The organism is Alcanivorax sp. UBA3183 (assembly GCF_002364155.1).
Classification (GTDB): Bacteria; Pseudomonadota; Gammaproteobacteria; order Pseudomonadales; family Alcanivoracaceae; genus Alcanivorax; species Alcanivorax jadensis.
On the sequence record NZ_DEXN01000047.1, the window covers coordinates 161,040 to 173,667 of the forward strand.

Here is a 12,628-nt window from a genome sequence, read left to right on the forward strand (position 1 = left end):
CCCCCGCCAGTGGCTCGAACAGGTCGTCGTCGGCCTCAACCTGTGCCCGTTTGCCCGCAAGCCTCTTGGTGCCAGCCAGGTGCACTTTGCCGTCAGCGACAGCCGCAATGTGGAAACCCTGCTGGTGGACCTCTACGACGAACTGGAACGGCTGGATCACACCCCCGCCGAGCAGATCGACACCACCCTGCTGATCATCCCTGACCAGCTGGACGATTTTCTCGACTACAACGACATGCTCGATCTGGCCGACGGCCTGCTGGAGCAGCAGGGCTGGGAAGGCACCTATCAGATTGCCAGTTTTCACCCGGCCTATCAGTTTGCCGATACGGAGGTGGATGACCGGGAGAATTTCACCAACCGGGCCCCCTACCCGATCCTGCATATCCTCCGTGAAGCAAGCCTGGACCGGGGCCTGGCCAGCTACCCGGACCCGGAGCAGATTCCCGAGCGCAACATCGCCACTCTCAACGGCCTCAGTGACGACCAGTGGCGCAGCCTGTTCGGCAACCTGACAGGGAAAAAACCATGAGTCTGGATTTGACAGATATCGGCCTGGTCACGGCGGTGGTGGTAATCGCCGCCCTGTTCTGGCGCTCCCACGGCATCCGCGAACGGGCCCTGATTCACACCCGGCGTTTCTGCCAACGGGAAGAAGTGGAATTTCTCGATGACACCGTGGGACTGGAGAAGCTAACGCTGGAAAAAGACCGCCACGGCAAACGCCGCATCACCCGCATCTACCGCTTCGAATTCACCGTCACCGGCGGCGAACGCTACCCCGGCCACACCTATGTGCAGGGCGGCCTGGTGCAGCGGGTGGAGCTACCGCCCCACCGCTACACCCCACCGCCGGAGCGGGTTCACTAGGCCGCGTCTACCTCTGTCACCTGACTGTCGCGCAAGCGTTGTTCTTCCAGCTGACGGTTTTCATCCAGCCGGGCAAAGGCCTTGGGCAGCAAACGGCGCGCCACCCGGTTCACCGGCTTTTCCAGCCACTCGGGCAGGTCCATGCCCAGGGGATTGGTTTCCGCGATATCCGCCTCACCGATCACCCGGGTGCCCATGATGTAGTCGAACCAGGGACGGGTCACACACCAGTTGGCGTCCTGGTTGGTATTCATGTGGTGGTCGTAATGCCAGGGTAGGTTCGCTTTCGCCCACTCCGAGTCCAGGTGTGCCTTGCTGTGCTTGCTCCAGTACTGCCAGGCCCCGTAATAGATCCCGGCGGTGAAAAAGGGCGCCGCCACCACCGTAGGGGTAAACACCACACACAGTCCTATCAAGGCTATTTTTTCGTTGAACATTTCCTGATCTTGCCACATGGAGACGGTGTACCCCTCGTCTTCGAAACCATTCAAGCGGGCACGCTTGTGGTGGCGAATATGGGTAAAGAAGGGGCTGTTACGGTGTTTTCTGGGGTATTCGTGCAGCCACACCTTGTGGGCATACCATTCGAAGGCGTTGGCGGTAAGCAATGCGATGGGAAAACCGAGCATGGGAAAACCTCGTTGATAACCAGTTGCCGGCTATCGTGACCGGTTTCCCACCGATCGCTTTGATCCTTACGGCAGCCATCGCCGTCACCAGGATCAAGAATCCGGGTTTTCCGACTGCTTGCGTTTACGATAGGCAGAGGGGGTTTCCCCGGTCCAGCGCTTGAAGGCGCGGGTAAACGCCGCCGGTTCGGAGAAACCGGTGAGGTAGAGAATCTGGTCGATGGGTTCCTGGGTACGCGCCAGCAAGCGCCGAGACAGGCGCTCCCGGTAACCGGCCAGCAGCTGCTTGAAACTGGTGCCGGCCTCGTCTAACTCGGCGCGCAGAGCCCGGGGCTTGCGGCCAACCCGCGCAGCAAGGGCATCCACGGACGCATCGCCCTGCTCCAGCAGACTGCCCAGCTCCCGCTCCAGGGTTAGCAGGAAATCCTGGCGTGCCAGATCCGCCATTTTCTGCAGCGCCAGCTTCTCATGCACCGCCAGCAGCTCCGGCTCTGCCGCTGGAGAAGGCCGATCCAGCAGGGCAGCGGGAAACACCACCGCGCCCTCTTCTGCCCCCAACACCACCGGGCACCGGTAGATGCCCTGGTAACGGGCGGCGCTGGCGCCTTCAGCGTATTCAAACTGGATATGGTGTGGCTGAAAGTCCCCGTCAGAAACCTGACGCAGGAAACCCAGCACAATGCAGGTCGCACATTCCAGATAATGGCGAACCGGATGACTGAGCCCGGACAGGATCGCCTTGTCGCCCTCCACACGCAGCTGCAATTGCATGGCGTCGGTCATCAACCGGCTATAACGCAAGGCCCGCTCCAGGCCGGCACCAAAGGTCGGGCTACTGAGAAACAGATACTCCAGAACCTGACCCCGCCAGGTCGGCAACATACTGCCGATGCGCAGCCCGATATCCGTATCGCCACTGACCTGTTCCGCCGCGTCCCAGAATCGTCGCTGGGGAGAATTGATACGACGCTGAGACTGATCCGGCGGCTCATCCGGCATGCCAACACTGGCAAAGATGGCAGCACAATCCAGGCCCGCCTTGCTCATGGCCTGGTAGGTCATCCACAGAAAAGTCCCATTATCGCTGGCGGGTATGTTGCTCATGGCAGTGAGTATACGGGGACGCGAGCAGGCAGGCACGCAACGACGACAAGCACCCCTTTTTTTGTAGGAGCGTAGCGAAGCGGAGCAACGCCCGCAGGGCGCGGCCCGGAGGGGTAAGCGCAGCGACGCGCCTACGGACAGCAAGGCAGGAAGGGACACTGAAACCTTTCGCGACTCAAGCGTCGCTCCTACGCGGCGCTGGAGAAAACCTTGAGGTTATTTGACCCGCTGCTTACCCAGCTTTCTGGCCAGGGTGCGGCGGTGCATGCCCAGACGGCGGGCGGTTTCGGAGATATTGAAGCCGGTCTCTGCCAGGGTTTCGTGGATGCGTTCCCACTCCAGGGTTTTCAGATCGGTTTCCCGGGCGGTGAGGGCAACGTCCGCGTCGCCTTCGGCACGCAGGAAGGCGGCTTCGATGTCGTCGGTGTTGGAGGGTTTGGCCAGGTAATGGCAGGCGCCCAGCTTCACCGCTTCCACCGCCGTGGCAATGCTGGCGTAGCCGGTGAGAACTACGATCAGCATATCGTCATTGTGTTCATGCAGACGCTGCACACAGGCCAGCCCGGAGGCCTCCCCTTTCAGTTTCAGATCCACCACGGCATAGCCGGGATCATGACTTTCCAGCAGGACGCGCATGTCTTCCATGCCGGCAGCATGAATCACGGTATAGCCGCGCCGTTCAAAGGAACGGCTGAGGGTACGGGCAAACGCCTCGTCATCTTCCACGATCAGCAGCAACCGCTCTATCTGTTGATCAACATCACTCACAACTTATTCCTCTTCCAGCGTGACCGCGGACAGGGGTAACGACAGCATCACCACGGCACCGCCCTGGACCAGATTGCGGGCGCGCAGGTTACCCCCCAGGGTACGCAGCACATTCATCACCAGGAACAAACCGAGCCCACTGCCCGGTCGCCCCTTACTGGATTGGTAGGGCCGCCCCAGGCTTTCCAGCATGGCCGACGGAAAACCCGGGCCCCGGTCGGTCACCGAGATCAGCAGGTTGTCATCGTCACGATGCACATCCAGACGCAGCCATTGCGGCGATGCCTCCAGGGCATTGTCCAGCACGTTATGGATACTTTGTTTCAGGGCCGAATCGGAGACAATGCTCAGGTCCTGGCCGAAGTCATTGCGGTAGATAAAGTCCTTCACTGGCCGGGTTTCCCGCCATTCGCTCACCAGGTCATCCAGGAATTCCCGGGCGGTGGTTTCCTCGGAGGATTCTCCCCGGGCCTCACCGGCGGACAGCAGAATGCCACTGACGATGGATTTGCAGCGCAGCACCTGGGTCTGCATTTCGCCGATTTCCTGGGCCATGTCCGGGTCGGATTTGAACGGCTCCATGTGTCGCCAGTCACCGAGAATCACCGACAGGGTGGCCAGCGGTGTGCCCAGCTCATGGGCGGCACCGGAGGCCAGCAGCCCCATGCGCACAATGTGCTCTTCCTCGGCGGCGCGCTGGCGTAGCTCCGCCAGATGCTCGTCGCGCTGGCGGCGGTTGCGGGTGATGCGGTTGATAAAGATCACCAGCAATACCCCATTGAGCACAAAGCAGATGATCATCCCTTCGATATAGAGACTAAACAGCCCTTTTGAATGATCCAGCGGCAACGGCAGCGGCTTGCCCGACCAGGCCAGCCAGGCAAAACACAGGGTGGTGGTGATCAGGATCACCCAGGTGGACCAGACCTTGAGCAGCACGGCACCGAGAATCACCTGCAACAGGTAGAGAAACACGAAGGGGTTGGTGGCGCCGCCGCTGAGATAAAGCAGGATGGTCAGCGTCGCCACATCAATCAGCAACGACAGGAACAGCTCGGTATTGCCGATGCTTTTCGGCAGCTTCAGGCGCAGCAGGCTGACCGCGTTGAGCAGCAGCAAACCGAACAGCACTACCAGCATCTGCCCCAGAGGCAGGGAAATACCGAAACCGAAGTGCACCAGCAGGATGGTCGCCAGCTGACCGCCCATGGCGATCCAGCGCAGCTGGATCAGCAGTTGCAGGTTCTTGCGGCCGGCCACGTCTTCACTGGAACGGCGAATGGCCGCCAGGGGCGGGGTGCCGGCGGGGGCTGTCATTGTCAGTTTCTCCATGGCGAATCAGTTTACCGACTTCGGCGTGAAGGTGTGAGGAGGTTCGCCATGCAAGCATAGCTCCTACAAAAAACGGCTTCAGCGCTTGCGCTGTTCGCGTACCACCAGCCAGGCCGCCAGGACCACACCCATCGCCAGGGCAAACCAGGTGATGGCGTAAACCAAGTGATTATTGGGGAAACGGATTACGGTGAGCCCACCAATCGGTCCGGGGTGGTCGCTGGCATCCGCATCGATAAAGAAGGGGGCCACCGGTGCCAGCCCGTGCCGCTCCCCCATGGCCAGCACATCCCGGGAATACCAGCGGTGTTTCGCGGGCACATTGTCCCGCAACAGGCCTCCGCCCGGTTCGTTGAGACGCAGCAAGCCGGCCACAGCAATCTCGCCGTCCGGAGTAAAGTCTCCCCGGCTGGCTTGCGCCCGCTCGGCCTGGGGCACGAAACCCCGGTTGATGTAGATCCAGCTACCATCCGCCCGCTGCAACGGCACCATCACCCAGTAGCCCTGGCCTTTTTCCGTGGCCGCCGCTACCAGCGAGATGCCGTCGGCAAGATATTTCCCGGTTAACTGAACACGCAGATATTCATGGGAGTCTTTACTGACGGCGGACCAGTCACCCTGCCCGGGCGCGTCTACCGGTAGCGCATGGACGCGGGCATCCACCCGGGCGATGAGATCCTCTTTCCAGGCCAGACGCTGCACCTGCCAGACGCCCAGGGCAATAAAGCCGGCAAAGGCCGCCAGACAAAACAGCAGAAACAGGAAAGAAAGAAGACGCCGACGAGCCATGGAGATGCCTCTTCAAACGAGGGAGAAACCTGTAGGAGGCTGCTTGCAGCCGAACCGTTTTACCTCTCAGTTCGGGGAGAGGGTTCGCTTGCAAGCAAGCTCCTACAGGGTGCGGGTTTCGTCAAACCAGGGAGCCCGTGCTACCCCATCATGCCCGGCATCATGTTGTTGTTCAGGCTGATCATCACCCACAGGGAACCGGCCAGGGTGATAAACACCAGCACCAGGGTGAAGATCAGTGCCAGCATGTTCCAGCCTCCTTCCGAATGGAAGTTCATGTGCAGGAAAAACACCATGTGGACAACGATCTGCACCACCATGAAGGACAGGATCAGCAGCGCTGTGGTGGTGGAGCTTTCAAACACATTGCCCATCACCAGCCAGAACGGGATCACGGTAAGGATCACCGCCAGCACAAAGCCGATCACGTATTCCTTCAGGCTAACGTGGGGGCCTTCCGCCTCGTGGTGATCGTGGTCGTGTGTATGCTCACTCATGGCAGCACTCCCATCAGATAGACATAGGTAAAGACACCCACCCAGACCACGTCCAGGAAGTGCCAGAACATGGACAGACAGAACACCCGACGCTTGTTGGCAGGGATCAGGCCGTGCTTCTTCAGCTGGAACAACAGGGTCACCAGCCAGACGATGCCGAACAGCACGTGCAGGCCGTGGGTGCCCACCAGGGCGAAGAAGGCGGTGAGGAAGCCGCTGGTCTGCGGCGTCGCACCGATGTGGATCAGGTGATAGAACTCGTACAGCTCCAGCCCCAGGAAGGCCGCGCCCAGCAGGCCGGTGATCGCCAGCCAGAACAGGGTGCCCTTCAGGCGGTTGGCCTGCATCTGCAGCATGGCAAAGCCATAAGTGATGGAGGACAACAGCAGGAACGAGGTGTTGATCGCCACCAGGGACAGATCGAACACTTCCATGCCGGTGGGCCCGCCCGCATAGCTGCGCGCCAACACACCGTAGGTGGCGAACAGGGCAGCGAAGATCAGGCAGTCGCTCATCAGGTAGAGCCAGAAGCCCAGCAGCGTACCGTTCTGGGGGTGGTGATCCCCCTTCACCAGGAACTCCAGCGGGCCGTCCTGCGTTTTCACGTCAGCGGTCATGGTTGCTTCAGACATTGGCAAGCACCTTGGTTCGTTCGGCTTCAATCCGTTCTACTTCCTCCGCGGGGATGTAGTAGTCACGGTCGTAATTGAAGGTGTGGTAGATGGCGGTGCCGATCAGTGCCACAAAGGTCACCGCCGCGGCCAGCCACATGTGCCAGATCAGGGCGAAGCCACAGGCCACGCTGATCGCCGACAGCACGATACCCGCCCAGGTGCCCTTGGGCATGTGAATCGGGATAAAGCCGGATTCCGGGCGCTTGAAGCCGTGCTGTTTCATCTGCCACCAGGCGTCCAGATCGTGCACACGCGGAGTGAAGGCAAAGTTGTACGGCGGCGGCGGCGAGGAGGTGGACCACTCCAGGGTACGGCCATCCCACGGGTCACCGGTCTCGTCGGCCAGCGCTTCGCGGCGACGGAAGCTGACGATCAACTGGATCAGGAAGGCCGCAATACCCACCGCGATCAGCACCGCACCGAAGGCGGCAATCTGGAACCAGATCTGCAGGGACTGATCCTCGAAGTGGCTAACACGACGGGTCACCCCCATCAGGCCGAGCACATACAGCGGCATGAAGGCGAAGTAGAAACCGATCAGCCAGAACCAGAACGACAGCTTGCCCCAGAACTCATCCAGCTTGTAACCGGTGGCTTTCGGGAACCAGTAAGTGATACCGGCAAACAGACCGAACAGCACGCCACCGATGATCACGTTATGGAAGTGGGCGATCAGGAACAGGCTGTTATGCAGCACGAAGTCCACCGGCGGTACCGCCAGCAACACCCCGGTCATGCCACCGATCACGAAGGTGACCATGAAGCCCAGGGTCCACAGCATGGGCACATCGAACTTGATGCGGCCACGGAACATGGTGAACAGCCAGTTGAAGATCTTCGCCCCTGTCGGTATCGAGATAATCATGGTGGTGATCCCGAAGAACGAGTTCACGCTGGCCCCCGACCCCATGGTGAAGAAGTGGTGCAGCCATACCAGGTAGGACAGCACGGTAATCACCACGGTGGCGTAGACCATGGAGGTGTAACCGAACAGCGGCTTGCGGCTGTAGGTGGCCACGATCTCTGAGAAGATACCGAACACCGGCAGAATCAGGATGTACACCTCCGGGTGACCCCAGATCCAGATCAGGTTCACGTACATCATGGCGTTGCCGCCCATGTCGTTGGTGAAGAAGGCGGTGCCCAGATAACGGTCCAGGGTCAGCATGCCCAGCACGGCAGTCAGTACCGGGAAGGCCGCCACGATCAACACGTTGGTGCACAGGGAGGTCCAGGTGAACACCGGCATCTTCATCAGGCTCATGCCCGGAGCACGCATCTTGACGATGGTCACCAGCAGGTTGATCCCCGATAACAAGGTCCCCACGCCGGCGATCTGCAACGACCAGATGTAGTAATCCACCCCCACCCCTGGACTCTGCAATATTCCCGACAAGGGCGGATAGGCCAGCCAGCCGGTCTTGGCGAACTCGCCGATGAACAGGGACATCATCATCAGCGCAGCGCCACCGGCGGTCATCCAGAAGCTGAAATTGTTCAGGAACGGGAAGGCCACATCACGGGTACCGATCTGCAGCGGGATCAGATAGTTCATAATCCCGGTCACCAGCGGCATGGCCACGAAGAAGATCATGATCACGCCGTGGGCGGTAAAGATCTGGTCGTAGTGATCCGGTGGCAGATAGCCCATGTTGTCGCCAAAGGCGAAGGCCTGTTGCAGGCGCATCATGATGGCATCGGCGAAACCGCGCAGCAGCATCACCAACCCCAGGATGATGTACATGATGCCGATCTTCTTGTGGTCGATGGAGGTGAACCACTCGGTCCACAGGTAGCCCCACAGCTTGTAGCGGGTCAGCGCCACCAGCATGGCCACGCCACCCACTGCCACCACGGCAAAGGTGGCAAGAATGATCGGATCATGGAACGGAATCGCGTCCCAGGTGAGACGTCCGAAAATGAGTTTGGTCAGGTCCAGGTTTTCAAACATGGTCGACACCTACTGCAGCAATGCGCTTTTCCTCCCCTCTCCCCTTGCGGGAGAGGGGTTGGGGGAGAGGGGGAATCCGCAAGGATTTATTCATGGTGGCCTCCATGCGCGTCATGGCCGGCGTGGGCATCGTGCCCCTGTTCGCTCGCCTCCTGCTTGCCATGGCCGCTGTGATACATCATGTCTTCCATGCACACGGTGCCCGGGTCCACGCAGCGGTTGAGAATAGCGTGGTACAGGGTCGGGTCGACGCTGGCATAGCGTGTCACCGGGTCCTTGATGCTGGGCACTTCCAGCGCCTTGTAGACCTCACGGCTAAGGGTGTTGCCGCTGGCCTTGTTCTTGTCCACCCAGGCCTGGAAGTCCGCCTCACTGAGGCCATGGAACTGGAACTTCATGTGCGAGTAGCCGGCACCGCTGTAGTTGGCGGACAAGCCCTGGTAGACGCCCGGCTCGTTGATCACGCCATGCAGCTTGGTCTCCATGCCGGCCATGGCGTAGATCTGCCCGGCCATGGCGGGGATGAAGAAGGAATTCATCATGGTGGAGGCGGTGATCTTGAAGCGGATCGGGTGATCCACCGGCGCCGCCAGCTCATTCACCGTGGCGATGCCCTGCTCCGGATAGATGAACAGCCATTTCCAGTCCAGCGCCACCACTTCCACGGTGAGCGGCTCCAGATCCGCCGGCACCGGCGTGCTGGCATCAATGCGATCCAGCGGCCGGTAAGGGTCCAGCTTGTGGGTATACACCCAGGTCATCGCCCCCAGGGCGATGATGATCAGCAGCGGCACCGCCCAGATCACCAGTTCCAGCACCGTGGAATGGGTCCAGTCCGGTTTATAGGTGGCTTCCGTATTGGAGTCGCGGTAACGCCAGGCGAACCATAGCGTCAGCACGATGACAGGAACGATGACCAGCAGCATCAGGATGGTGGACCAGACAAGCAGGTCCCGCTGTTGCACTGCCACATCACCAGAGGGGGACATCACGACTGCATCGCAACCCGACAGCAGGGCAGCGACAAGCAACGTCAGCGACACTCCACGCAAGTATTTGAATATTTGCATTAGCGGCTTTCTGGTTGGCTTATGGGATAGGAGCAATGTAGCCAAGGCAATGGCAAGCGGGTATTGGACATTTTGTCCCATGGCCTTAAAGTGCTAGGGGAATGAGTTGCGAGCTACAAGCTTCAAGCTACAAGGCGCGGTGGCGACCTTCAGGCCCTGCTTGGCCGTGCCCGCGCATTACCGTTAAGCGCGGGCACGGAATTGGCACATCAACCAAGCCTGACCGTGTTGCAGCTTGAAGCTTGTAGCTTGCAACTCCCCAACACGATATTCGAGCGCACAACATGTCCCAACCCCAGCAGTCCCACGGTTCCAGCCATGCCCCGGTGGCACCCAATGAAATCGCCGTCGGCGTGGTCATCGGCCGTACTTCCGAATACTTCGACTTCTTTGTCTACGGCATCGCCTCGGTACTGATCTTCCCGCAGGTGTTCTTCCCCTTCGTCGACCAGCTACAGGGCATGCTCTATTCCTTTTCGCTGTTTGCGCTGGCCTTTGTGGCGCGGCCCTTTGGTACCGCTCTGTTCATGGCCATCCAGCGTCACTGGGGCCGCGGCATCAAGCTCACCGCCGCCCTGTTCCTGCTGGGCACCGCCACCGCCGGCATCGCCTTCCTGCCCGGCTACGAGAAGCTGGGCGGCTACGCCATCGCCCTGCTGGCCCTGTTCCGCATCATGCAGGGGGTGGCCTTCGGCGGCTCCTGGGATGGCCTGCCCTCGCTGCTGGCCCTGAACGCGCCAAAGGAAAAGCGCAGCTGGTACGCCATGATCGGCCAGCTGGGCGCGCCGCTGGGCTTCGTCATCGCCAGCGCCCTGTTCCTGTTTCTCTATAACAGCCTGAGCGCCACGGATTTCCTGGGCTGGGGCTGGCGCTACCCGTTCTTTGTGGCCTTTGCCATCAACGTGGTCGCCCTGTTCGCCCGCCTGCGTCTGGTGCTCACCGAGGAATACACCGAAGCCCTGGAAGAAAGCGATCTGGAGCCCATCGGCACCACCGAGATGGTGCGCAAGCAGGGCTACAACATCTTTATCGGCTCCTTCGCCGCCCTGGCCAGCTATGCCCTGTTCCACCTGGTGACCATCTTCCCGCTGTCCTGGATCGCCCTGCTGGGCAGCCAGACCACCGGCCAGGTGCTGACCGTACAAATCGTCGGCGGCATCGTCGGCATCATCGCCACCATCGGCTCCGGCTGGATCGCCGCCCGCATCGGCAAGCGCACCACCGTGGGCGCCCTGGCGGCGATCATCGGCGTGTTCAGCCTGCTCACCCCGCTGTTGATGGGCGGCAGTCCGGCCATGCAGGACACCTTCATCCTGCTCGGTTTCGCCCTGCTGGGTGTCTCCTACGGCCAGGCCTCCGGCACCGTCACCGCCAACTTCGAGCGCCGCTTCCGCTACACCGGCGCCGCCCTCACCTCCGACTTCGCCTGGCTATTCGGCGCCGCCTTCGCGCCGCTGGTAGCCCTGGGCCTGTCCGCCAAATTCGGCCTGCTGTCGGTCACCGTCTACCTACTCTCCGGCGTCATCTGCACCCTGTTAGCCCTGGCGGTGAACCAGACCTTGTCGGATCAGGCGGAGGAGTAACCACCTGTAGGAGCACCTCTTGAGGTGCGAACCAACCCAAACAAAGAGGCCGCACCCGGAAATCCAGGCGCGGCCTTTTTCATGTCCGATGGTCCTCGTAGGAGCGGCGCTTGAGCCGCGAACCGCGTGCAAACGCGGAATCGCCCGGAGGACGATCAAGGACGTCAGAACGGAACAGCGTTTCCGGTAGAAAGATCGGAGCCAACTGACAATCTCTTCCTCGCTGTCGCTCGGTTCGCGCTTCAAGAGGCGTATTCGCTTCGCTCACCCCTTCGGGGCCGCCCTGCGGGCGTTACTCCGCTGCGCTGCGTTCCTACAGCGGCTCCGTAGAACGCAAAAAGGCCGCGCCCAGTCCCCGGGCGCGGCCTCTTTCCTATCCGACCCGACAAACCCGGATCGCGTTTTCCCTCGCAGCTAGTAGCTAGCCGCTATCAGCTCAGACTTCCCAACGCCTTCTTGGTAAACGGCGCAATCTCTTCCTCGCGCCCTTCCTTCACCTTGACCAACCAGTGCGGGTCCTGCAGCAGGGCCCGGCCAACCGCAATCATGTCGAACTCGTCGTTATCCATACGCCGGGTCAGCTCATCCAGCGCCGCTGGGTTGGCGGTGCCGCCCATGCCTTCCGGGCTGTTCAGGAAGTCGCCATCCAGCCCCACGCTTCCCACGGAAATGGTGGGCTTGCCGGTAATCTTCTTGGTCCAGCCAGCCAGGTTCAGGTCGGAGCCCTCGAACTCCGGCAGCCAGAAACGACGCGTGGAGGCATGGAAGATGTCCACCCCGGCGTCCACGAACGGCATCAGGAAGCGTTCCAGCTCTTCCGGATTCTGGGCCAGTTTGGCGTCGTAATCCTGCTGCTTCCACTGAGAGAAACGCAGCACAATGGCGAACTCCTCGCCCACCGCTTCGCGCACCGCCTTGACGATCTCCACGCCGAAGCGGGCGCGGTTTTCAATGGAGCCACCATACTCGTCATCACGCTGGTTGGTGCCCTCCCAGAAGAACTGGTCCAGCAGATAGCCGTGGGCACCATGAATCTCGACCCCGTCAAAGCCCACCGCCTTGGCGGCCCTGGCGGAGTCGGCAAAAGCCTGCACCACATCCTGGATATCCTCATGGGTCATGGCGTGGCCATTTTCCTTGCCCGGCTTGAACAGGCCGGACGGCGAATGCCCGGGCACGTCCTTGTCCGGGCCAATGCCGGGCTTGCGCACCGAGCCCACATGCCACAGCTGCGGAATAATCTGACCGCCAGCCTCGTGGACCGCATCCACCACCTTCTTCCAGCCCGCCATGGCCACATCACCGTAGATCGCCGGCACCCGCTCATAGCCGTTGGCCGCCTTGTGGCCCACAAAGGTGCC

13 protein-coding genes are annotated in these 12,628 nt (G+C 61.0%); 3 read left to right on the forward strand and 10 right to left on the reverse strand.

The features are described from left to right. Both B3Q33_RS15305 and B3Q33_RS15310 read left to right on the forward strand, forming a co-directional pair. The coding region (locus tag B3Q33_RS15305) for a DUF1415 domain-containing protein (RefSeq protein ID WP_286828831.1) at positions 1 to 532 on the forward strand (532 nt) is incomplete at its 5' end. Beyond that, complete coding sequence (locus B3Q33_RS15310; RefSeq protein WP_272963058.1) at positions 529 to 870, forward strand: DUF3301 domain-containing protein; 342 nt, start codon at positions 529 to 531, stop codon at positions 868 to 870. The genes B3Q33_RS15305 and B3Q33_RS15310, both read left to right, overlap by 4 nt. Here the strand turns inward: B3Q33_RS15310 and B3Q33_RS15315 are convergent. From B3Q33_RS15315 to cyoA, 9 genes are all read right to left on the reverse strand, one after another. Continuing rightward, positions 867 to 1,499, reverse strand: coding sequence for a sterol desaturase family protein (locus B3Q33_RS15315; RefSeq protein ID WP_272963057.1), 633 nt, complete (start codon positions 1,497 to 1,499; stop codon positions 867 to 869). The two genes, B3Q33_RS15310 and B3Q33_RS15315, sit on opposite strands and share 4 nt — an antisense overlap. Positions 1,500 to 1,592: 93 nt before the next feature. Beyond that, a complete protein-coding gene (locus tag B3Q33_RS15320; RefSeq protein WP_272963056.1) occupies positions 1,593 to 2,603 on the reverse strand; it encodes an AraC family transcriptional regulator in 1,011 nt (336 codons plus the stop codon). 216 nt (positions 2,604 to 2,819) lie between these two features. Beyond that, the gene (locus B3Q33_RS15325; protein ID WP_272963055.1) at positions 2,820 to 3,371 is read right to left on the reverse strand and encodes a response regulator transcription factor; all 552 of its coding nucleotides are present in this window, start codon (positions 3,369 to 3,371) and stop codon (positions 2,820 to 2,822) included. 3 nt (positions 3,372 to 3,374) lie between these two features. Continuing rightward, entirely contained in the window at positions 3,375 to 4,688 is a 1,314-nt protein-coding gene (locus tag B3Q33_RS15330) for an ATP-binding protein (RefSeq protein WP_272979874.1), read from the reverse strand. Between the two features lie 93 nt (positions 4,689 to 4,781). Beyond that, positions 4,782 to 5,492 (reverse strand): SURF1 family protein, encoded by a 711-nt coding sequence (locus tag B3Q33_RS15335; RefSeq protein WP_273008918.1) that lies wholly within the window; start codon positions 5,490 to 5,492, stop codon positions 4,782 to 4,784. A 140-nt stretch (positions 5,493 to 5,632) separates the two neighbouring features. After that, entirely contained in the window at positions 5,633 to 5,989 is a 357-nt protein-coding gene (gene cyoD, locus B3Q33_RS15340; RefSeq protein WP_035250241.1) for a cytochrome o ubiquinol oxidase subunit IV, read from the reverse strand. Then, a complete protein-coding gene (cyoC, locus tag B3Q33_RS15345; RefSeq protein ID WP_273008917.1) occupies positions 5,986 to 6,621 on the reverse strand; it encodes a cytochrome o ubiquinol oxidase subunit III in 636 nt (211 codons plus the stop codon). The genes cyoD and cyoC overlap by 4 nt, the downstream gene beginning before the upstream one ends. Next, complete coding sequence (gene cyoB / locus B3Q33_RS15350) at positions 6,614 to 8,614, reverse strand: cytochrome o ubiquinol oxidase subunit I (RefSeq protein WP_273008916.1); 2,001 nt, start codon at positions 8,612 to 8,614, stop codon at positions 6,614 to 6,616. The genes cyoC and cyoB overlap by 8 nt, the downstream gene beginning before the upstream one ends. Positions 8,615 to 8,700: 86 nt before the next feature. Continuing rightward, positions 8,701 to 9,684 carry a ubiquinol oxidase subunit II gene (gene cyoA, locus B3Q33_RS15355; protein ID WP_273008915.1) on the reverse strand — a complete coding sequence of 328 codons (984 nt, stop codon included), beginning with the start codon at positions 9,682 to 9,684 and terminating at the stop codon, positions 8,701 to 8,703. A gap of 284 nt (positions 9,685 to 9,968) precedes the next feature. Here cyoA and B3Q33_RS15360 point away from each other — a divergent pair, with 284 nt between their 5' ends. After that, positions 9,969 to 11,267: an MFS transporter gene (locus B3Q33_RS15360; protein ID WP_273008914.1), complete on the forward strand. Its 1,299-nt coding sequence runs from the start codon at positions 9,969 to 9,971 to the stop codon at positions 11,265 to 11,267. A 431-nt stretch (positions 11,268 to 11,698) separates the two neighbouring features. On the opposite strand, the gene B3Q33_RS15365 is transcribed toward B3Q33_RS15360, so the two are convergent. Beyond that, positions 11,699 to 12,628, reverse strand: a 930-nt coding sequence (locus tag B3Q33_RS15365) for an NADH:flavin oxidoreductase (protein ID WP_286828864.1), incomplete at its 5' end; no start/stop codon positions are given.